The following is a 22,051-nucleotide window of genomic DNA, read 5'->3' as shown; positions in this document are numbered from 1 at the left end:
TGACGACCTGAGCCGGAGGGCCAGCGCACGTCAGCTATTGCTGTAGCACAGGCAATCCGGCAACAATCAGTTCGTCAGAAGATGCAATCTATTTGCGCGCTTTGGCCGCTGCAGCTACCACCCGCTCGCCCCATTGCTGCGGTGTAATATTGCCTAAGGTCAAGGCCACCGTCGCATTGTTCATCTCCGTCTTCACATCCGGATTAAACTCGACAACCGGAGCTACCAGCGTACTGCCGTCGCTATAGAAGCTCATAGCCCCCTTCACCACATCGCTCGCTGTTGAGGATTCCAGATCGGCTTTCACGTTCATAAGCGCTCCTGTCTTCTCTGCGAAGTTCAGCGAATGCTGCTTGGTGAATACGAATTCGATAAAGGCTTTGGCCGCCTCTACGTTTTTCGCCTTTTTCGCAATGGCCATGGTAGCTGTATATGGAATGGCCACATATTTCCCGCCATTCGATTGTGTCACGGATGGAACGTACGCGAACTTGAAGTCCTCCGGCGTATCGTTTTTCATCTCGCCCTCCAGCCACAACCCATTCGGAATGAAAGCCGACTTATGCTGCAGGAACAGCATTTGAGAGTCTGTATGATTCAGCGCCGACGAAGCTTTGTCAATATATCCAAGGCTGCTGATCTCGCTGAGCTTCTCCAGTGCCTTCAGAACCGGCTCACTTTGGTAGACGCCTTCCTTCATCTCACCCATTTCAACCAAAATAGTAGCGTTGTCGCCATTGGCGGAAATGATTGCGGGGAACAGGAACCCGCCATGAATGTATTCCGGGTAGACACCTGTATGGATATAAGGGCTAATGCCGGATGTCTTAATCTCTTCGCTTAGCTTAAGGAAGCTGTCGTAGTCGGTCGGTACCTGCCAGCCGTTCTTCTCGAATAGCGCTTGATCGTAGAAGTTGCCGTAAGCGCCGAATACAAGCGGGATATTGTAGACGTTGCCGCCGTACACCTCAGGCTGCGAGATCAGCACATCCAGAATCGGCTCGCCGTCTACATTGACAGCCGACTGAATCCATTCCGTAATGTCCAGAAGCTGATCGTCTTCGATCATTTGTCTCGGATTGGAGCCAGCTCCATCGATGTAGACCACATCCGGCGGATCGCCTTGAATCCAACGCGGCTTCATCTGCTCGTTGATGACTGCTCCGGCTGATTGCTTAATGTTCAGCTTCGGATTAGCCTTCTGGAATTGCTCGATCGTCTCCAGCCACCAAGCGTCTCCGTAACCGCCTACAAAGTATTGAATCTCGAAATCTCCCGTCAACCCTTCTTGGGCCGGCTCCTCGGATTGAGCAGGCGTTGCTGTCGGGGCATTCGTGGCGTTGCCGCCTCCTTCATTGCCAGACTTTGCGCCGCAGCCCATCACTGCTAGCAGTAGAAAACATGCGACAAGCGTTGCTACAAGCTTCGTTTTTTTCATAGCGACCTCTCCTCTTGTATCTTCTTCGTACAATCAACAAGCGTGGAACAACTGGAAGCAGCTACCCTCCTTATATGCGGTATGTACGGCCAATTAATTATTTTGTCCACTGGACTAATTAAATAATAAGAGCAACATCCGCCACTTGTCAATAAGGGATTTTATCGTTTTCAGGAGCACAAAAAAAGAAGCTGGATCAGGACAACTCCCCTGAACCAGCCTCTATCTTGAATGATTTCAACCTAAGCGTCGCTATTCTATTCTTTCTTAACCTATAGCTCGGTAATCTGATGAAGATCAAGCTTGATACGTTTGAGCTCCTGCTCCATCCATTTCTAGGTCCGACTGCTTAATGGCGCTCCGTATAACGATACACAATAAGAAAAGAAAATAGCTGTCATGACAATCAGAAAAACAGGACCGCTTAGTGCCCATATCCCTGCTGAAGAAGCTCTTGCCTTTTTGCCACCTAGCGCAACAGATCTTGCCAATAACCCCGGCAATGGATACATAATAACTAGTATAAAGATTGCTCTAAGCCGAGAAACTCGGCTTACACAGCGGAAATGAGCTGCGCGGCAGGCTCTAAGCTGAGAAATTCGGCTTGCAGCACGCGAAGTAACACCTTCGTATATGCCGAAGTTAACATTTATAAAAAATTCTCTCATAAATTCTATTATTTCGCAATCAGGTCATGATCGACGATCGTCTGCCGCAGCAAATTAATAAATTGCTGCGCTGCAAAGCCGATGTACTTCTCCTTATGGTAGATCAGTCCGATCGACCTGCGGACAGGCGGATTCTCGATCTTGACCATAGCGATGCGGTCGTTCTTCCACATATGCAGCAGCGTTTTGGACAGGATCGACACTCCCGCGTTCGCCTGCACCAAACTTAGAATCGATTCCGTCACATCCGTCTCGATTATCGGCCGCAGCGGCGCATCAATCAGCTTGAATGCGGCGTCAATCTGCACACGGCACTGATAATGCTTCGGAAATACGATAAAAGATTCGTCCTTTACGTGATCCAGCGTAACGGATATCTTCCCTGCTAGCGGATGCTGAACCGATACCGCCAGAAACAGCTCCTCTTCGTAGAGTGGAACGATCTCCAAACGTTCGTCCTGCACCGGCACAATCGTAATCGCCATATCCATTTCATTTTGTACAATGCCGCTTACGACATCATCGCGGCCGATCATCCGCACTTCAATGTCCGGGTACTTCTGATGAAAGGCGAACAGCAGCGTAGAGACCAGACGATTCAGCTCGCCCGGCAATACCCCGATCGACAGCTTCCCGGACCTGAGCGTCTGCAGCTCCTGCAGCTCTTCTTTGGCGCTTTGGAGACTTTGAAAGATTTGATTGCCATGCTTGAACAAAATATGGCCCGCCTCCGTCAGAGAAGTGCGCCTCCCAATTCGGTCGAAGAGCGGCATCCCAATCTCGCCCTCCAGCGCCTTGATCTGATGGCTTAATGTTGGCTGGGTTACGCCAAGCTGCTCAGACGCACGCGTAAAGTGAAGCTCCTTCGCTACCGCCATAAAATATTCCAGTTGTCTGATCTCCATCTCTCTGCTCCTCCTGTCACATGATGAAACCAGAAATAACACCCAGTAAGGTGGATGTTATTTCTGGTCTTATCATTATTCCTTCCAAGGCGAATGCAACACGCACTCGCAAAAATTCGTCCGCTCAAAGCCCGGCAGCAGCATCGCGCATACATCGGCTTTAATATTCCCGAAGGTTGTCTCCGGCTTATGCTTGAACCCTTCTAGGAACGCAGGCAGAATTTTGTTCTTGAAGTTGTTGCGCGGGTAAGCCGCCACCACCTGCGCCCGAATCTCTTCCGTCAAACTGTCGAAGTTCTCTCCCATGACATCATAACCGACGCCGGAATAGATAAGCGCCACCTCCGGCTCCTTATACTGCGCAATGCCGATCGTCGTATGCAGCGCAACGGCGTCCCATACAAGGCGGATCGATTGCTCCGGAACGCCATGCGACTGAAGATAGCCGCGGGCCGCGTTGGCGCCGTCAACCTCGAAGCGTTTGTCCGGGCTGCTGTAGGTTTTGGTCAGCCCCAAATCATGGAACAAAGCGCTAATGTACAGTAGCTCTGGATCAAAGGCTACACCTGCATTCCTCCCCTGAAGCGCCCCGAACAGAAATACGCGATGCGAATGGTTCCACAATAGTTCATTGCCGTGCTCACGAAGCAGCTCCGCCGCGCCAGACGCAAGCTTACTGTCCGGAATACGAATATCAGCGACAAGTTGACTCATCTTTTTCCAGCCTCCTTAGCGTTTTCAATCAGTTGCATCTTGATTGTATAAAGGTCGGAATGATAGATCAATATTATCGTTTCTATGACTATTATAGATAGGACACATGATTTGCTCGCGCATAACACATGATTGCCGATTACAGCCGGAGCTTTGCACAAGCCCGAACCGGGAATGTCCCCATTCCTTTTATTTTGGGCGGAACAGCATGAAACATAAAGCCAGCGTCTGGCAGCAGCTGCAAATTACATAGATGCTCGACGATCGGAATGCCGGCTTTCAGCAAGATGGAATGGACGGGTCGTGCTTTACCCAAAGTATCGTCGATGTTGAAAGAATCAATTCCGACCAATACCGCTCCCTGGTCCAGCAAATATTGTGCCGCGCCTTCCGTCAAATGGGGAGCGTTCACGAAATACGATTCCGTATTCCAGTGGCGATCCCACCCTGTATGGATTAATACGGCCCGCCCCCGAATATCATGCCCATAGAATGCCTGTTCTCCAATAGTTGGCCCATCCACCGACGCTCGAACAACAATCGCATCCAATCCGGCAAATCGCTCCAGCTCCATCTCCGACAAGTCCTTTCCGTCTGCATAACGGTGGAATGGCGTATCGATGTACGTCCCGGTGTTCGATACCATCTCGATCTTCCCGATCTGGAATTCGGTCCCCTCTTCATACATGCCCTTTGAAGCTTCCCGGCTTAAATAATCGCAAATCACCGGGGCTGGAAGTCCTTTGTACGTCACTAATCCCTCTTCGATCACATGGCTCAAATCAATCCACTTCTCCATCCCATTGCCTCCCGATTATGGTATAGCTTGTCTAAACTTAAGTATTGCGATTGTAAACCGCGAAATCAATGTTGCGCTTTCTATCATTCCATAGAATTCATCTATTGAAGGAAGACACCAAACCCCCTATTTTCTCAATCACTTTCTCTTCCAGGCTGACAACTTGTTCGGTTGCGATCCGCTTTAATTCAGGGTGGTCGCCGACGCATATGGAATGGTCTGCCTGCTGGAACATCGGTATATCATTGGCATCATTACCGAAGGCGATAAATTCCTGCGGACGCACACCCAATGCTTGAAGTCCCTTCCACTTGCTCGTACCTCTTGGACTAATATCAATGATGGCTTCCGAACCATGCATATAAGTGACTACAGGGAGCTTTTGCAGTTCACCGAGCAGCTGGCGTGAATCAAGACTGCGCAGCACGACCATTTTCACAATTGCATTCAACTGTTCATACGGCAAATTGCGGGCTTTGCGATCCGGGTCCAGATTACGGCGTATCGGATGAGTGTCATCACCTGTATATGCGTAATCCCATTCACCGTCCATCAAATATTCGGCTTCATATTTCACAATCAACTGGATAAGACGTCCTAATGTTACTTGATCGAAAGGAGAGGTTGCCAATATTCTCCCCTCTGACGCTACGAAAGCCCCGTTGCCCCCTATCATGGGATAGTGATGCATATGTACGGGCAGAATGGGCAGCAGGTCGCGAATCGGCCTAGCAGAGGCAAAAATAAGCTCAAACCCTTGGCCTTCAAGGGAAGCTAATGCTTGAACCATAGCGGGACTTAAAGGTTTCCCGGAAAAACAAATGGTTCCATCCAAATCAAATACAATCTTCTTCATCCATGTCTTGCTCCTTCATTTTTTCTCTCATCTTAGCAATTCCGAGTATAATAAAAAGGACAAATGTCCAAAACGGAGGAATATGATGAAAACGAGCATTGATCCGATGCGTATTCAACCCTATTTGGAGGAACACCAGCTTGTCCGTCTTCTCCCGCTGTCCGCTACACTTCCGATTCAACTGCGCGATTATGACCGGGGCGAAGTCGTCTTGCATGAAGGCGATGAAATTGATGGTCTTTATTTCCAAGTGACTGGACGAACGAAGGTCTCCTCCAGCATCACAACCGGAAAGGCACTGCTTTTGAGATTCTGCAGTCCCTTGTCCGTCTTCGGAGATATTGAATTAATCCAGAAAGTAGCGGTACAATCCCAGGTCGAGGCGAATGAGCCATCAGCCTTTATTTTCATCAACAAACAAACGGTTGAAGCAGAGATGATGCATAATAACCTGTTAATGCAGGAACTGCTTAAGCATCTATCCTATAAGCTGCTCACATGTACGACGGCTTCAAGAATTAATCTGCTGGCTTCTGTCGAGGAGCGATTCGCAAGCTATCTGATCGCAACCAAGCTCCAGCATGAGTTCGGCAAAGAAATGGAAACTCCGCACATTGCCGAAATCGCATCTCTAATTGGAACAACGCCCCGCCACCTCAATCGCGTAGTAACCAAGCTCATTGGGACAGGCGCCATTAGAAAAGAGAAAAAAAGAATGGTCGTACAGGATTGGGATCAGCTTAATCAGCTATCCAACGGTCTTCGTTACGAATAAAAGATTGAAAAATGCATATTCATGTAACTTTATGGCTATTTTTCTGTAAATATTTACATAACTTTTCATAAAGTATAAAGTAAAGATAGATTTCTAATCTATTTATGAAAAGGGGAATGTTTTATGAGGAAAACGTATACATTCATACTTGCTGTCGCACTATTATCTTTAAGCCTTTTAACGCCAACAAGTAAGGTTTCTGCTTATGATACTTCTCATACGATGAGTGACGTGCTAGTCGGTGGAGCTGTATTCCATACGGGTCTAATCACACCTTTTGGCCCAGGCACGAAGCTTCATAGATTTACGACTCACAGAAGCGGTACAGCGCTCATTACTGTGGTAAATACGAATTACGGCGGGCCGCTGCAAGTTCAATTGCTGGATGCCAACTATAATGTCATCCCTAGTCATAATAACGGGATCAGCGTTCAAGCCAACCAAACCTACTACTTGAAAGTTACGTTGACTGCGCCGACTCATCCTAACGGAGCATCCTACGTGTATATGGGTCATTACGTGGTATAGTTAAGCTTACTATAAATGATGAAGAGGCTGCCCTGCTGGGGGCAGCCTCTTTCTTGCGCATTGGAACGTATGGAAGAGCGGGAATCGCCGTGTAACGGTCCATCCTCTGCCCTATCCCGTCAGCAGCTCGGCTATTGCAAAACCGGTTTGCTTACTCGATGCTGTACAAATTTGCTGAACAAAAAGCGTACGAGCGGCCCCATGACGATCAGCTGCAGCGGGAAAGCAAATATGAAATTGCGGAAGCAGAGCGAGAAGTAGCTGGCAATCAGTGATCCGCCTTCCAAATGACCGAAATAATAAGACATGCCGAGCCCGAAGAGCGACATACTGAGCACCATGCCCATCACCATAAAAAACGCCAGAGACAATATAACATAGAGCTTCTTTGACTTGTTATAAGGCAGCGCAAAAGCCAGCTTTTTCGCAATTGGTCCCACCACAAACATCTCCACGACAAAGGCGACTGCAAAACCAGCCAGCAATTGAATCGCTGCCGCATGCCATGTCAGCGTACCTATCGCATCGCTGCGAATCAAATTGTACGACGTCATAAAGACGACCATACCAGTTACCATCATTAACCCAAAATAAAACTCTTCTTTCTTCGTCCTTGGCACTAACCCTCATCCTTTCTGTTCACCTTTGTCATTATAGAAGGTATGACCCCCTCTTCATAAGTGACAAATTCTTGAACAATGTAGCTGGATGTATCGGTCAAGTACTTGTTGCTTACCGAAATCAAAACAGCGGACAGAAGGGACAATGTCTTGTCCTATCCGCCCGCTGCACTTCATCTTGTACCACCTATTTATTGCTCAAAAATAACTACATTACTTGCGCCGAAGCTGCCTGGAAATGGGGTTAGCTCGACGTATGAAGCACCAGCTTCATTCCTTCGACCTTGAGCGCGTTCATTTGTTCCACCCAGCTTCTGAACTTGCCGAACGTCTCGTCATCGCAACCGAACAGACGCTGGATCTCATCCGCAATCCGCTTCTCCTCGTCATTGAAGTTGCCGTCTGCAAAGATCAACAGCAGCAGCTCAGCCAGGAAGATATGCTTGATTCGATCGTCCTGCAGGTTGCCAATCAACTCAGCCGTCGACAAATGCGCTCTTGCCTCTGGCGTCCAGTCTTCAAGTCCAAGCTCAACGAGCCAGCCTTGAATATAATTTCGTTCATTTCGATTAATAAATCCGTCTGATGAAGCAATTCGATGCGCTAGATCAAGAAAGGCTTCCTTATGCTCGCGTTCCACGATAAAATGCAAAAACAATTGTGCACACTCCTCTTCTGACACCCCAAACATGTCCACATAGTGGAAACAGGGAGTTATGTTCAGTTTAGTAGAGTCGCGGACGGAATTCAACTGGATACCCTCAATTATTTGGGCTTCCAATCATCCATCAATCAGTTGAGTCAAAGCCTCGCGGATTGGCGTCACGGGACGGCCCAGCAGCTTCGCGAAATCACTGCTTTCCACCTCAAGCGCCCCTATGCGAATGCCTTCCTGAATGCCGGTCAGAATCGGCAGCACAAAGTCTGGAATACCCGCCTCTTTCATCATGTCGGCATAAGTCGCATCATCCACCTGCTGAATCGAAACCTCCCGGTTCAGTACATCGCCGAGCGCAGAAGTGAATTGTTCTTGGCTCAGCAGCGGCCCGGACAGCTCATAGATGGTATGCTCATGTCCTTCGCCGGTCAATACGGCTGCTGCTGCCTCCGCATAATCCTGCTGCAAGGCCCAGCCTACTTTGCCCCCGTCAGCGGAAGTCACCCATGGCGCCCCGGCTAGAACGGCTTGAATACTGCCGGCTTCATTCTCCAGATACCAATTGTTGCGCAGGAACGAATACGGAATGCCCGTCTTCACAATGACTTCTTCCGTCACACGATGCACAGGGGCGAGGAAGATCGGGCTTTCGGCTGCATTCGCCAAGCTGGTGTACGCAATAAAAGCTACGCCTGCGCGCTCAGCAGCAGCGACGGCATTCGTATGCTGACGAATTCTCGCATCATTGTCTCCGTCAGCTGAGATGATCAGCAATCGGTCAATGCCTGCAAAAGCGGCATCCAAGGTATCAGGCTGGTCAAAGTCGCCATGACGCACATCCACACCCCGCGTCCGCAGATGCTCCGCCTTCTCCGGATTTCTGACGCTTACAGCCAGATCGGCTGCCGGTACTGTCTTCAATAACGTCTCCACAATTTTAGATCCCAATTTACCCGTTGCACCAGTCACTAACATTTTCATTGCTCATTCCTCCATTAATCGTTTTTGTTGTAATCCTTATCGTTATAACTATAATAGTTACAACTGTATGAAAAATAAAAGCCCTCTTGCGGGAGCTTTCATTTATTCGAATTTATCCGTAAGCTGGCCTAGCGTCGTCTTCGAGAGCCGCTCTTCCATCGCGGACTGAGCATCGCTCAATTCCACTTGCAGGACCGACTCGATATTGCGGCCGACCGGACAATGCTTGTTCGGATCTTCATGGAACCGGAACATTTGATTCTCCTCAATCACATTGACTGCCTTGTAGATATCCAATAATGATATCTCTTCCGGCTTCTTCAGCAGTGAAGCGCCCCCTACACCTGGACGCACCTCAACGAGCCCCGCTTTCTTCAGCATCCCCATAATTCTGCGGATGACGACAGGGTTCGTATTGACGCTGGCTGCAATATAATCCCCTGTACACTCATTCGGTGTATAAGCAATCAGCGACAGGGTATGAACCGCAATGGAGAACCGTGTGCTAATTTGCTTCAATTGGATCACCCCGTTGTATACATTATAGTTACAACAAGCCGCTTAGTCAATGAAGAGTCGCATTCAGAGCCGCTCCGCTAGTTGCTGTGCTTGGTCTGCCACACTAACGAGTAGCTGCCCATTCTGTCTGGGCGAGCAACAGGTCCGTAAGCAAGTCTAACTGGCTTTCAATCGAGATTGGATCAAAATACGAATAACTCTCGCAGCCCAATTCGAAGACACGACCATTCCGGACCGCGTGCAGCTCTTGCCATATCGGGCGGCCCTCCACGTGCTCGATCCCTTCCGTTTCATTTATGACAAAAATATAATCGGACTCCCCCGCATACTCCGACAGGCGATCAATCGGAATGTTCTGCTCGAAGTGAATACCGCGCGCCATCATGTGCTTGACAGGTTGGGGAGGCAGTAGACGAAGCCCGTTATAAATCGACCAGCCGCTTCTGCCGTAGTGGCTGCCGAATACGGCGAACTGCTCGCCTGTCTCTTCGAAACGAATAATCGTCGCCACGGTCCTCTCATCGGCCACCTTCGCCCGATGGAGCAAAGCCCGTGCAGTTGCCGCCTTATTCTCGTAACGGACAATATAGCGGTCCACATCCGGCGTGCTCCCGATCAATTCGCCCACGATCCGCATATCATCATAGACGGTTCGATTCCCGTCATACGGAATAAGCACGGATGGCGCAATCTTCGACAGCGGTTCATAATCGGCCACATTGTTGCTATTCATCAGAATCAGATCCGGCTCCAGCCTCGCAATCATGTCTAAGGAAGGGGTCACGCCGACATCTGTAATGCCTGATTCCATCTCCTTCAAAAAAGCGCTGCCGCCCCACCAGGTCAAATTGGCGCCAACAGGCTTCATCCCCATCGACATCAATATCCCGCCATAATAGAACGCGACGACCCGCAGCTCGCTTCGGCGCTGGCGAATATATTGCTTCGGCGACAAGCCGACCATCTGCTTGAAGCGGCGGCTGAAATAATAGACATCCTGAAAGCCGGCGCTGCGCGCGATGCTGCTTAGCGGCTCGCTGGAAATAAGCATTTGTTTTTTGGCCTGATTTATGTGAAGCTCCGTCATATATTCTAACGGACTGCGGCCTGTCATTTCCTTGAACAGATGGTTGTATTGGCGTACGCCCGAGTTCGCCAGTCTCGCCAATTCCTGAATACTGTACTTCTTGCCATTGTCCGTATGGAGCACGGCAATCGTCTGATCGACAAGCCTTCGCGGGTCTACGGCCGAATCAGAGCCGCTCCGCTCGCATAGGTAATAGAGCAGCTCCTGCAGCCGAATGTGCTGACGGAATGCTTGCAGTTCGGCCCCCTTCCCGCTGACGGATGCCTGATTAACATAGAGCTGCCCAAGCATGGCGATCCATGTAGCAGGGTGAACCGGCAGTCGGCCGCACAGAGCGTGCAGAATCCTCGAATCCTGCGTATCCGGCTGCTCATCCGCACGGCCCGCAGCTACCTCTATCGAGCATTCCAACTGGTAGTAGCTTAATGGCGAAGCGCCGCTATCTTCAAGCTCATACACCGATCCGGGTGCGATCAGATAACCGCCTCCCTTCATGAGCCGAACAGGTCTGCCGTCTATTCGCCAAATTCCGTCGCCTTTGCCGACGCCTAGAACGATATAATGCTGGGCAAAGGAATTGACGTGACGCTTGCCAGCCATCATTTGATTCATCTGTATATCGATTAAATGAAACAAACAGGAACGAAACGGGATAGGGAAAGCATTCATGCTTGCAGCTCAACTCCCTCTCAATCTATGAGAATGATTATCAACGATAAATTTCATTTTATCGAAAGGAGCCGGATCTTTCAATGCCTAATTAACGCGGAAGAATGAAAAAACCGCCGATCTCGGCGGTTTATGGTAGAAGCAATGAGTTCTCCCTATTTGCTGGCAATCAAGTCGGTAATGAGATCCAGCTGGCCTTCGATTGAGATGGGGTCGAAAAAGAAATAGGTTTTGTCAAGCTCAATCACCTTGTTGTTTTTTACAGCCGGAAGCGACTTCCATACCTCGCTGTTTTGCAGCTGATCCAAGCCTTCACCTTCATTGGATACGAAGATGTAATCGGCATCTGCTACGTATTCAGGCAGTCTCTCCAGCGCCAGCTGCTGGACGATTTGCGCGTTGCTGTCCACAAGCTCCGTCTTAATGATGTCCGGCATTTTGAGGTTCAGACCATGGTAGATCGACCAGCCGCCGCGGCCGTAATTGTCGCCGAATACGCTGAACTGGCTTCCTTTGCCTTCGATTCGAATGATGGCTGCCGTCGTATCTTCCGTAACCTTGCCTTCTACCCGCTTGCGAGCTGCTTCCGCTTTCTCATTGAATTTCTTCTCCAGCGACTCGGCTGCATCCGGCTTGCCCAGCACCTCAGCGACCAGCTTCGCATCCTCGTAAGGGTTGCGGCTGCCATCGTATGGAATCAGGATGGACGGCGCGATTTTGGCAAGCTCGTCGTAGTTCTCTTCATTATTGCTGTTCATAATGATGAGGTCCGGATTCAGCGCAGCCACCGCTTCCAGCGAAGGAGGTCCGCCAACGTCAACCAGATCCTTCTCCTGCTCCGCCAAGAACGGGCTGCCGCCCCACCAGGTCAGATTCGCGCCGACCGGCTTCACATCCATAGCGAACAAAATATGATGGTAGTACAAGGCGACGATCCGTTTCGGCTCCGCCGGTATCTCGACATCCCCCTTAACCGTGCTGACAACGCGAGTCTCTGGCTTATCCCCGGACTCCTTTTTCTCCCCATTGCCGCATGCGCCCAGTACCAGGGAGAATGACAGAATCAATCCAAGCATTATTTTTTGTGTATTTCTTGCTAGCATAATGTACCCTCCATCTTTTGATAATGTTTCTCATTTGAGTTCATTATAAGAGTGCTAGATGGCGAGAACAATGGAGAATTACGCATATTTTTATGCCAACGCCCTTAATGCTCGCCGATTCTTACAAAAAACATCCCTTACGCCGTATTCATGAGGCCTGTTCTCTATCCCAAAGAAGAAGGCTGCCCGCGGGCAGCCTTCCATAATAGGTAAAGGATACAATTATGTGATGAGTTCAAGACTGGCTGGCACATGACCGCCTGCCCATACATCTTTGGCATAGCGGCCATCTTGCTCCAGACGCTGGAGCCAGTCGGCCGCTGTCTGATCGTCTTTCTTGTATACCTGGCTGTAGGCTTTGCGAAGCGCAGCCTCGACCTCAGGTGCCATTCGGCTGCCGTCGCCGCAGATGTACAGTCTGGCCCCGCTGTCCATTAGTCGCATCAAATCTTCCGAGTGCCGCTCCATCAGATGCTGAACGTAGCATAAAGGCTGGCCTTCCATTCGGGAGTATGCGGTATGAAGCGTCACGATTCCCTCTTGGGCATACGTCTCCAGCTCTTCGCGATAGAGAAAGTCAGCGGCATTGCGACAGCCGAAGTACAGATGCGCTTCACCAAGTGTTGCGCCCTGCTCCTTAAGCGCAGCCCGCGCTTGCAGGAAACCCCGGAACGGAGCTACCCCAGTACCTGGGCCGACCATCACGATCGGCACCGACGGATCTTCCGGCAACTGGAAGCCGGATTCTGGCGTGCGGGTGAAGAGCAGCACCTCATCTCCTGTACTTAGTCCGGCGAGATAGCTGGTGGCTACCCCGCGGTAGCGTCCCTTGCCGCTCCAAGCGGGCGCATCCACAACGGCTACCGTCACACTGGCTAGACTAGGATGCTGTGCCGGAGAGCTGGAGATCGAGTAATATCTTGGCTTCAGCGGCGGCAGCAGCTCCAGGAATGCTCCGAAGGGCAGCTCGCATGCTTCATATTGCTCCAGCAAATCCAGCATCGAAATTCGCTTGCCAAGAATGTCCCTTAGATACTTCTCTTCTTCGAGCATCCCCTCGAGCTCCCGCTTATGGGGCGGACAGACGGTCCATGCGGCAAGCACCCGCAGTTGGGCGCGAGTAGCCGCTTCCTGCAGCTCCACACTGTGCTTCAGCAATTCCCGCAGCTGGACAGGACGTTCCAACGGAAGATGTGCGAGGCTTCGGCCATTGGCCGTCAGTACCAATGGTTCACTGCCTTGGAAGCGGAACCTGCGAAGGACCCGGTCCACGTTCTCCGCGATGTTGCTGGGCAAGATGCCGATATGGTCCCCTTCCCGGTAGGATACGTTCTCCGGCAGCCGAAGCTCGATATGCCGCGTACTGCGGCCGCTGTCTTGCGCTTGCAGCTCCCGATTCACCTCTGTCCGGGCATAAACCGCATTGTACATACGCGCAATCGGTTCAATAGCTCCATCCGTTACGAAAGTGACTTCCAAGCCACCCGTCACCTGCACGGAGCTCGCTGCTTGCTCCGGATTCAGTCCGAATGCGTGGGCCAGATGCTGCCACATGCTCTCCTGCCACTCGTCCACCAACTTCTCAAAGTCTCCACCAGCATCCGCCTCGCCGCGGGGTGAGAGCCGTTCAGCACCCTTAAGCTCCAACTGCTCGTCGATCCACAATGGCACATTCTGGTACGTATTCGACCAATTGCGATCCCCGCATCCCAATACAGCATACCGAACGCCGCTCAGCTCGTCAGCCTGCGTCTCTTCCAGCCACTTCACGAACTCTGCCGCATTATGCGGTGGCTTTCCGTTATACGATGCAGTGACGATTAACACTACGCCTTCCTTCGGAAGCTTGCCGGCCCAATCATTCAGCGCCCCCGCTTCGCTTCGGAAGCCGTAGCTGTGGGCCGTATCGGCAATCCCCCTCGCAATCCCTTCTGCCGTACCTAGATTAGAGCCGTATAGTACCAACAGCGGCAAGCGCTCGACACCTGCGATGACTCCCGATTGCGACGATCTCCGTTCCTCAGCCGCACGCTCCGTTCTTGCGGCTGAAGCCGGGGCTTCCCGTGCTGCATAAGCGGGTACGACAGACTGCTTGCCGGGACGTTGCTTCACGCGAATGTGGAAATCTCCCGGCTTCAGCGTCAATGTCTGCTTCACATCCAGCTGATAATCGAGATAATCATCCAGCTCAAAATGCTGCAAAATCATGCCCAGTACAAGCGTTGCCTCGTATAATGCGAACTGCATGCCGATGCAAGCCCGCTCCCCGTTGCCGAACGGCTTATACGCATGGTGGGGCACCTTCGACGAATCGGCGAACCGTTCGGGACGGAACAGCTCCGCGTCCTCGCCCCAAGCATCCTTGTCGCGATGAAGCTGGGGCAGCAGAACGCTGACGCTCTCCCCTTTCTTCAGCGGATATTGTCCGCCGATCACAGTGTCTTCCTTCGCATAGAGGTCGAAGCCCGGCGCTGTCGGCCAGAGCCGCAGCGATTCATTCAGGATCATCCGGACATATTTCAACTGAAGCACCTGTTCATAAGTCGGAACCGGGTCCGTCAGGACACGATCCGCTTCCTCGTATGCCTTACGCAGCGCCTCCGGATTTTTCAGTAAAAAGTAGATGGCGAATGACAACAGCCCGCTTGTCGTCTCATGTCCCGCGATCAGAAAGGTAATAATCTGATAGCGGATATTCTCGTCGTCCAGCTTCTCCCCTGTCTCCGGGTCCTTGCCGCTCAGCATGCGGGCGAGCAAATCGGTTTCCTCTCCAGTGCCGCTTGCCTTCCGCTCCTCGATAATCTTGTCGACCAGAGAAAACATCGTCTGAATATCCGCTTCAAATTGCCTTCTGGTCTTCACCATGAGCAGATTCTGTATGCCAAGGCGAGAGCTCTTCAGCATAGCCTCATTCAGCGCACGCACCATGCTGACGATGAACGGACTGTGATCCTCCCGGTAAAAGCTGTTGAACCGGTAGTTGAATCCGCACAGTCCAATAGTATCGAGCGTCAGCCGTGTCATATCATCGGGAACGTCTATGTTTTCGTTCGGATTCAAGCGAGCCCACTTCTGAACGAGCTGCTGCGCAATATCGAGCATCATGCCGTGATAGCCTTTCATCGCCTGCTGGCCGAAGGTCGGGAGCAGAATGTTATGCGCCTTGCGCCAGTTCGGCTCCGATGTCCGGCTGGTGAACAGCCCGTCGCCGCCGAAGGCGCGCACATTCTCAAGCTCGCTGTAGATATGCTTGTCGAACCGCTTAATATCGCACACCTCTGCAACCAGCTCATGCCCGGAGATGACAAGGCTTGTGAAGCCCGGAGCTGTCAGCCGGTAGATCGGCCCGTACTCCTCCGCCAGCTCTCCAAGGGAAAGGGATGGCTTATCCTTGTCAATCAAAGGCAAATTGCCGAGCGGTCCGAATGTTTTGGGCTGGGGAATCTCCCCTATTGGGTTATCCTTCATCATGTATTTCCCTCCGATGTTCGTACATTAGGTTCGTACGCCGTAATACAGGGTGTCCAGCACCAGCTTGGCTGCGGCATTTTTCGCAATATTGCCTTGCTGGACCTGCTGCCAGGTCAGTATGAGCAGAGAATACAGCACGTTTAGAATCCATTCCGAATCCATATCCCGGCGCATGATCCCTTTCTCCTGCATGGCTCGGATGGAGGTGCGGATCGGCTCCAAAATTTCACGTTCGGCAGCCGCCATCTCTTCGCTGTAATACAGCGACGCCTCGTGGGTCAGATAATGGATTTTATCGCCCATCGGGACCAGCGCTTCCACCAGCGCCGGTATATAGGCTTCTTCATCTTTCGTTTCCTCGGCAATGCGCTTAATGGTCTCTCCCACAACCTTGGTAACTCTGAGGCATAACTGCAGCATCAGTTGGTCTCTGCTCTCCACATAGCGATGAAGGGTTGCAATGCCAATGCCTGCATGATCTGCAATCTCGCTTAATGAAGCTGTCGGTTTATCTACCAGCAGCTCTGTCGCTGCATCCAATATGGCATGAAGCTTGGCTTCCTTCGCGGCTGATCTGGATTGACTCATATCCATTCCTTCTTTCGGCGTTTGATCTAATTTTGATAGATTAATCTATCATATGAGAGTATTTTAACGCATATTCCAACCGGAATCAAATCGGACTGCAAACGGCTTATGCGACACGCACGAGCGAACCAATAGGGGATGGCATCTATGTATTTTTAGGGAAATAGTGGTAAGATATTGTTGTAAAATGACGATTGGGAGGATAACGAGATGGGTTCACGATTAATGCACGCGATTATAGCGAATCGAATGGCAGATGCTTTGCAAATTCAGGACAAGCCATCCTTTTTGCTGGGGAGCCTGGCACCGGATGCGGCGTCGCCCAAGGACGCCTCTCATTTTTTCACCGGGGATATTCGCGATTATTCCAGAAGCATAGATTACAAGGGGTTCCTGTATAAGTATCAGTCGATGGAGAATGACCCTTATCTGTGGGGATACTTCACGCATCTAATTGCGGATCATGTCTGGCTGAAAGGCTTTTATTTGCCTTGGCTGAGAAACCGGATGGAGAACAATCCTGAAGTCTTGCAGCTCTACCACAATGACTTCCGCTTATTGAACGGAAAATTGCTAGATTATTACGGTTGCCAGGAGGAATTGAGAGACAGCCTCTCCTATCGTCCCACTGTTGCAAATGTACAGAAAGTCTCGTCACAGGAGATCGAAGCGTTTATCCCTCTCGTAATGGAGGATATGGCTTACGAGCCAACGGTTATCGACGAGAAGCTGCATGTCTTCACTTTGGATCAGATCGTTGGTTATATGGAGACCTCCGTAGAACTGGGGATCTGGCATCTGCGAACCATGCCGGGAATCAAACCTGCGATTGCGATCTAGTTGAACTTCATCCATTCCTTCAAAAAAAGACAAAAAGAAGCCTGTTGTCCAGGCTTCTTCATCGTTGGTTGCGCTCCATTATAGAGCGCTCTTATTTACGAATCATTATTCGTCCCTCTCCAGGCTCTAACGTTCCACCGCTTCATCCTTTGCAGCAAGCGCCGGTACGTGCGGTTTTCTCGCCATCCACAATAGACTGACGGCCGCTGCGAGCGCTAATACAGCTACAAGAACGAAGGGCAAATGCTTGTCGACCTGATAAAGCGATGCCGTTGTAATCGGCGCGATGATCGCAGATACGCCTTGCACGGCTCCCACCAATCCCGCGGCTGCTCCCTGTTGCTCCTGGCCTACGGCAAGAGATGCTCCTGCCATAAAGCCCGGCATCATCCAGCCTGCGCCGATCCCAAAAAGGAAGAATGCCAGCATATACAGCGCCATATGTGCCGATAGCAGAAATACGACCATGCCGATCACGAGAAACACAGAACCGGCAGCCAGCATTCTCCGAGGCTGCCACTTCAGCCATTTCACTTGGACGAGCTGCACGGCGAGCATGGCCACACCTGAGCACATCAGCCCGAATGACACGGCCTGCGCCGTCCCTTCCGGCGACAGCGCCAGCTGGTCTTGCAAATAGAAGCCGCCAATTACTTGGATCGTCACAATGGCCATCATCGTAATTAGCCCGAACAAGAGATAGAATCGAAGCCCCGGCTGAAGCGGCGACACTTTGGCTGCCTTCACGCGCATGCCAGGCTTTACCGCTGGAATCAGCACCAGCGCAACGAAGAACGCTGCGGCGGCGATTACAATGCCGAAGTATAACGGCCACAGCAAGCCAATGAGTGTAAAGGCACCCGCTATGGCCGGGCCGAACACAAGTCCCATGCCGTTCGCCGCACTTAAGATCGCCATCGCCCCTCCGCGTTCGCTCTCATTGGTCATGTCGCCCATATAAGCCTGGGAGGCGGATAAGACAGCGGGAATAAACGCCCCGATCAGACTGCGCGTCAAGATCAGCAGGGTAAGCAGAACGCCGCCCTTCATCCAGCCGTTCAGACCTCCAAACAGTGCAGCCGTGAATAACAGGCAGCTAAGCGACATTCCGGCGAATCCCAACAGAATGACGGGCTTCCGTCCCTTCGTATCGCTGATTCTTCCCCATATTGGCGCCATGACGGCCATTGCTATGGAACCTAACGAAATCATCAGACCGGAATGGCTTTCTCTAAGCCCCAGCTCGCGAATGAGCGGCGGCATAATTGGCGCGATGAGCATCATGCCCAGCATCGCGACAAATACACTGAAAAATAAGCTTCCCTTTATTTTGTTCATTACTCCCATTCTCCTTTGCCATAATTGCTCTCAGGAAGAATTATAGGAAAGCCCGCCCTGCGCTGCCGCCTTTGTACGGAAAAAATAACGGTGGGACGGATTTTATCGCATTTTTTTGACAGTGGAGGGCTTCATGCCGAATCGCTTGCAGAACTGCTCTGCGAAAGCGCTGGTATTACTGTACCCGACAGATGCGGCTGCTTCCGTGACATTGGCCTCTTGATTGCGCAGCATAGCCATGGCGCGATTCAATCGGACTTCCCGCAAATAATCGAATACCGTGGCGCCGAAGCACGCCTTGAATCCTTTTTTGAGCTTAAAGTCGTTCAGTCCGATCATTCTGGAGAGCGCCAGCAGCGAAGGCGGTTCAGTCAGACGGGACTCCAGCACCTCCCGCGCATGATGCAGCTTCCGTACATCCTCACGTGACAAGCCTTCCGGCAGCGGGGACAGCTCGAATACTTGAAGCAGCAGCCTGTTCAGCATCTCCAGCGCGGATGCCTCCAGCAGCAATGGAGAGGTGTCCGTCCCTTTCAGGTTGCCGATCATGGATTGGATCATCGCCAGCATATAACTGTCGATCTGGAATGCATACGCTTTGAGCGTCTGCCCTTCGATCATTCGTCTGAATTCCAGACTGTTGCTGCGATGAGCCGCCAGCTGTTGAACCGCATAGTGGAATAGCGATACCGGAATGCCAAGCGCAAAGGTGACGTACGGCCCTTTGGCAGGCGTATGGAAGTGAACCTCAAAGTCCTGCAGGAACACAAAAGCTCCTTGCCCGTCTGGAAGGGAATATTCCGTACCCGACACTTCTGCGTGACGCTCCCCGGCCAGCGTGAATTGAAGCTCGATCATCTGCCCGCTTGCCGAGAAGGCAATCGGACCTGGTCTGCCGCAGTGCAAGTCAGAATATACAATTTCGATGCCGCTATACGTGGTGACCCGGTATATCGCGCCAAGCTTCGTATTTTTCTGGAACAGATAGGTTCGTCCATCCTCCTGCCGGAACAGCGCCTCTTCGAAATATTGTTGATAGATGCGGGATACCACGCTAGAATCCATATAAGCTCACCTCCAGTTGGTTATGCGTCTGATCTATAAGTGATCTGATCTTAATGATCTAATTGAGAATATTTATCAATCATTGTAACGAAAAAAACGGCTGTTGAACAGTCATCCCTGGAAATTGCTTCTGCAAGGAGCTCAGCAGCACCGATTCGTCATCTCACCTAATGAAGGAGGAGTACACCCATGAGCGAGCCGATTAACCGCATTAAGCACGAGATTGGAGATGATCTTCTGCAGAAGCTGAACAGGCTCTCTCCATCCGACTTTAATTCTATCATGCTTGAAGTATATCGAATGAGGACCGATTCGCTGCGTCCCTCCGATATGCTTCGCAGTTACGCCCGCAGCCGCTTCTCGAAGCCAAGCGAGCTCGATCCGGTCGCTTATCATCAGCTTGAGGCAGAGCTGCTTGGCCTCGCCAGTCAGCATGACATTCAGCCTGTTCTATTATCTCCGGTAGCTCCCCTCGGGAACTGCTCCAGCTATGGCACGGTCGACCAGAATAAGATCGTGTCCGCATCCAGAGGCACGGAGGTGCTTGCCGATTCAACGAATATGATGGCAACGATTGCGGCTGACCGTATCAAGCAAGGAATTGGGAACCATGACGAGGGCGCCCACCTCTGTTCCACGCATCGCGTCGTGCGCGCCCAGCAATTCAATGGACCAGGCTCCTTCGCCCATTTCGGCATATACGGCATGGTGTCAGTGGGCAAAGCGAAAGGCTCCTATCAATGTGAGGCGAACCTGCTTGGCAAGCAGTTGGGCTATTATCAAACGCTGTTCCGCTCCCGCTTTCACGCCGAGCTGTCGGTCGTCCTGGAGCAGCGCAGCGGCTATGCGGACGGTGCCGGATTTCTAACGAGAATGGCCGCTATCATCCAAGAACAATTGCCGGAAGCCTCCATAACGGTACAAGAACCGAATGAGACGAACAGCTATTACCAGGGAATCAACTTCAAGCTGTTCATGACGAATCAGCACGGGAGAACTGAGATTGGCGATGGCGGATTTGTCGACTGGACCCAAATCATGCTTGGCAACCAAAAGGAACGCTGCTTGATTAGCGGTATCGGGCTGGATCGGCTTATTCTAATGGAGCTTAACGAATGACACCCGAAGAGCGTTTGCTAAGCGCACCAAAAAAACTGCCCACGGTTTCGCCGTGAGCAGCTTATCTTAAACCTTCCCCTGTTTTCCTTGCCCTACCCGTTCGGCAAGCTGCTGAAGATCCATGCCCCTCAGCGCGCCCTCAATCAGCTCCGGCAGCTTATCCGGCGAGCAGCCGAAGCAAGGGATGCCGTACTGAGCCAGTCTCTTCGCCACATCCTCGTCATAGGACGGCACTCCGTCATCCGACAGTGCGAGCAGGCAGATCGTTTTGACGCCGGATTCATGCATCTCTCTCAGCCTGCGAAGCATCTCCGTCCGATTCCCGCCCTCATACAAGTCCGAGACGAGAATGAACATCGTTTTTTTGGGCTCCGTGATGAAAGGCTCGCAGTAGGTAATCGATTTGTTAATATCCGTCCCCCCGCCAAGCTGAATGCCGAAGAGCATCTCCACGGGATCATTCGCACATTGCTCGCTCAGGTCGACGACCTCCGTATCGAAGGCAACCACCCGCGTATCCAATGAAGGCATGCTCGCAAAAATGGAGCCGATAATCGATGCGTAGATGACCGAATTGGCCATGGAACCGCTCTGGTCGATGTCCAGAATGACGGTCCATTCTTTGCTCTTGCGCGCACGATCGAAGAAGTAGACCTTCTCGGGAATAAGCAGCTTGCGCTCTGTATCATAGTGCTTTAAGTTTTTGCGGATAGTTGTCGCCCAGTCGAGCCCCGTCATGGATGGAAGCGGCGAATGCGCCCGGCGGTTGAGCGCGCCGGTCACCGCTCTCGTCAAGTCTTGGGCAAGCCGCTTCACAATCTCATCCACGACCTCGCGTACGAGCGTCCTCGCCGTCTCTTTGGTACGCTCGGGAATTTGTCCCCGCAGCGACATCAAGGTGGCGACCATGCCGATGTCCGGCTTCACCTGAGACAGCAGCTCCGGCTCGAACAAAAGCTGCGTCAGCCCTTTGCGATGCACCGCATCCGACTGGATCACCGACACAATATCGGGCGGGAAGAAGGTGCGCACATCGCCCAGCCACTTGGCCAGCTTCGGAGAAGAAGAACCCAGACCCGCCGATCTCGCGCGGGAGGCGCTGCTTCCCGATTGACCGGCGCCGCTTGCATCCGTTGCGCCTGATGTGCCGTCATAGATCGCCGCCAGCGCTTCATCCATCAGCAGATCCTCGTTGCTCAGCCAAGGCGTGTCCGCTCCGGCACCCCGTGACGCCTGCAGCTTCTCTTCAGCCGCCGCCCCCAAGATCAAGCGCCATCGTTTGACTTGTTCCGGATCAGGCTGTGTCATCG

Annotated in this window: 20 protein-coding genes; 4 read left to right on the top strand and 16 right to left on the bottom strand. The window is 51.7% G+C overall.

Annotated features, from left to right (window positions below; genetic code table 11):
* Positions 1 to 88: 88 nt before the first annotated feature.
* From AC0YNW_RS05515 to AC0YNW_RS05495, 5 genes are all read right to left on the bottom strand, one after another.
* Positions 89 to 1,438: an extracellular solute-binding protein gene (locus tag AC0YNW_RS05515; protein ID WP_475831067.1), complete on the bottom strand. Its 1,350-nt coding sequence runs from the start codon at positions 1,436 to 1,438 to the stop codon at positions 89 to 91.
* A gap of 676 nt (positions 1,439 to 2,114) precedes the next feature.
* Positions 2,115 to 3,011: a LysR family transcriptional regulator gene (locus AC0YNW_RS05510; protein ID WP_475831066.1), complete on the bottom strand. Its 897-nt coding sequence runs from the start codon at positions 3,009 to 3,011 to the stop codon at positions 2,115 to 2,117.
* A gap of 75 nt (positions 3,012 to 3,086) precedes the next feature.
* Complete coding sequence (locus AC0YNW_RS05505; RefSeq protein ID WP_475831065.1) at positions 3,087 to 3,725, bottom strand: HD domain-containing protein; 639 nt, start codon at positions 3,723 to 3,725, stop codon at positions 3,087 to 3,089.
* Positions 3,726 to 3,864: 139 nt separating this feature from the next.
* Positions 3,865 to 4,524: a cyclase family protein gene (locus AC0YNW_RS05500; RefSeq protein WP_475831064.1), complete on the bottom strand. Its 660-nt coding sequence runs from the start codon at positions 4,522 to 4,524 to the stop codon at positions 3,865 to 3,867.
* 97 nt (positions 4,525 to 4,621) lie between these two features.
* Positions 4,622 to 5,380 carry an HAD-IIB family hydrolase gene (locus AC0YNW_RS05495; protein WP_475831063.1) on the bottom strand — a complete coding sequence of 253 codons (759 nt, stop codon included), beginning with the start codon at positions 5,378 to 5,380 and terminating at the stop codon, positions 4,622 to 4,624.
* A gap of 82 nt (positions 5,381 to 5,462) precedes the next feature.
* Here AC0YNW_RS05495 and AC0YNW_RS05490 point away from each other — a divergent pair, with 82 nt between their 5' ends.
* Positions 5,463 to 6,155, top strand: coding sequence for a Crp/Fnr family transcriptional regulator (locus AC0YNW_RS05490; protein WP_475831062.1), 693 nt, complete (start codon positions 5,463 to 5,465; stop codon positions 6,153 to 6,155).
* Between the two features lie 123 nt (positions 6,156 to 6,278).
* The gene (locus AC0YNW_RS05485; protein WP_475831061.1) at positions 6,279 to 6,683 is read left to right on the top strand and encodes a hypothetical protein; all 405 of its coding nucleotides are present in this window, start codon (positions 6,279 to 6,281) and stop codon (positions 6,681 to 6,683) included.
* A gap of 131 nt (positions 6,684 to 6,814) precedes the next feature.
* Here the strand turns inward: AC0YNW_RS05485 and AC0YNW_RS05480 are convergent, their stop codons facing one another.
* The 8 genes from AC0YNW_RS05480 to AC0YNW_RS05445 all read right to left on the bottom strand — a co-directional run bounded on the left by AC0YNW_RS05480 (position 6,815) and on the right by AC0YNW_RS05445 (position 16,379).
* The gene (locus tag AC0YNW_RS05480) at positions 6,815 to 7,303 is read right to left on the bottom strand and encodes a DUF2798 domain-containing protein (protein WP_475831060.1); all 489 of its coding nucleotides are present in this window, start codon (positions 7,301 to 7,303) and stop codon (positions 6,815 to 6,817) included.
* A gap of 244 nt (positions 7,304 to 7,547) precedes the next feature.
* Entirely contained in the window at positions 7,548 to 7,961 is a 414-nt protein-coding gene (locus tag AC0YNW_RS05475; protein ID WP_475831059.1) for a tellurite resistance TerB family protein, read from the bottom strand.
* A gap of 123 nt (positions 7,962 to 8,084) precedes the next feature.
* Positions 8,085 to 8,942: an SDR family oxidoreductase gene (locus AC0YNW_RS05470; RefSeq protein WP_475831058.1), complete on the bottom strand. Its 858-nt coding sequence runs from the start codon at positions 8,940 to 8,942 to the stop codon at positions 8,085 to 8,087.
* A 102-nt stretch (positions 8,943 to 9,044) separates the two neighbouring features.
* Positions 9,045 to 9,461, bottom strand: coding sequence for an Rrf2 family transcriptional regulator (locus tag AC0YNW_RS05465; RefSeq protein WP_475831057.1), 417 nt, complete (start codon positions 9,459 to 9,461; stop codon positions 9,045 to 9,047).
* 103 nt (positions 9,462 to 9,564) lie between these two features.
* Positions 9,565 to 11,217: a helix-turn-helix domain-containing protein gene (locus AC0YNW_RS05460; RefSeq protein WP_475831056.1), complete on the bottom strand. Its 1,653-nt coding sequence runs from the start codon at positions 11,215 to 11,217 to the stop codon at positions 9,565 to 9,567.
* Between the two features lie 155 nt (positions 11,218 to 11,372).
* Positions 11,373 to 12,320 (bottom strand): ABC transporter substrate-binding protein, encoded by a 948-nt coding sequence (locus AC0YNW_RS05455; protein ID WP_475831055.1) that lies wholly within the window; start codon positions 12,318 to 12,320, stop codon positions 11,373 to 11,375.
* A gap of 222 nt (positions 12,321 to 12,542) precedes the next feature.
* On the bottom strand, positions 12,543 to 15,791 hold the full coding sequence (locus AC0YNW_RS05450) for a bifunctional cytochrome P450/NADPH--P450 reductase (RefSeq protein ID WP_475831054.1): 3,249 nt from the start codon (positions 15,789 to 15,791) through the stop codon (positions 12,543 to 12,545).
* Between the two features lie 24 nt (positions 15,792 to 15,815).
* Positions 15,816 to 16,379 (bottom strand): TetR/AcrR family transcriptional regulator, encoded by a 564-nt coding sequence (locus tag AC0YNW_RS05445; RefSeq protein WP_475831053.1) that lies wholly within the window; start codon positions 16,377 to 16,379, stop codon positions 15,816 to 15,818.
* Positions 16,380 to 16,589: 210 nt separating this feature from the next.
* Here AC0YNW_RS05445 and AC0YNW_RS05440 point away from each other — a divergent pair, with 210 nt between their 5' ends.
* Positions 16,590 to 17,219, top strand: coding sequence for a zinc dependent phospholipase C family protein (locus AC0YNW_RS05440; protein ID WP_475831052.1), 630 nt, complete (start codon positions 16,590 to 16,592; stop codon positions 17,217 to 17,219).
* Between the two features lie 126 nt (positions 17,220 to 17,345).
* Here AC0YNW_RS05440 and AC0YNW_RS05435 read toward each other — a convergent pair whose 3' ends face one another.
* Together AC0YNW_RS05435 and AC0YNW_RS05430 are read right to left on the bottom strand one after the other, a co-directional pair.
* On the bottom strand, positions 17,346 to 18,557 hold the full coding sequence (locus AC0YNW_RS05435; RefSeq protein ID WP_475831051.1) for an MFS transporter: 1,212 nt from the start codon (positions 18,555 to 18,557) through the stop codon (positions 17,346 to 17,348).
* Between the two features lie 102 nt (positions 18,558 to 18,659).
* Positions 18,660 to 19,622, bottom strand: a complete 963-nt coding sequence (locus AC0YNW_RS05430; RefSeq protein WP_475831050.1) for a helix-turn-helix domain-containing protein — start codon at positions 19,620 to 19,622, stop codon at positions 18,660 to 18,662.
* 189 nt (positions 19,623 to 19,811) lie between these two features.
* Here AC0YNW_RS05430 and AC0YNW_RS05425 point away from each other — a divergent pair, with 189 nt between their 5' ends.
* Complete coding sequence (locus AC0YNW_RS05425) at positions 19,812 to 20,741, top strand: hypothetical protein (RefSeq protein WP_475831049.1); 930 nt, start codon at positions 19,812 to 19,814, stop codon at positions 20,739 to 20,741.
* Between the two features lie 66 nt (positions 20,742 to 20,807).
* Here AC0YNW_RS05425 and AC0YNW_RS05420 read toward each other — a convergent pair whose 3' ends face one another.
* Complete coding sequence (locus AC0YNW_RS05420) at positions 20,808 to 22,049, bottom strand: VWA domain-containing protein (protein WP_475831048.1); 1,242 nt, start codon at positions 22,047 to 22,049, stop codon at positions 20,808 to 20,810.
* Between the last annotated feature and the right edge of the window lie 2 nt (positions 22,050 to 22,051).

It is taken from the genome of Paenibacillus sp. J31R120, from assembly GCF_056269225.1.
The sequence above is the reverse complement of the archived record's forward strand: the minus strand, read 5'-3'. Positions and strand labels throughout refer to the sequence as shown.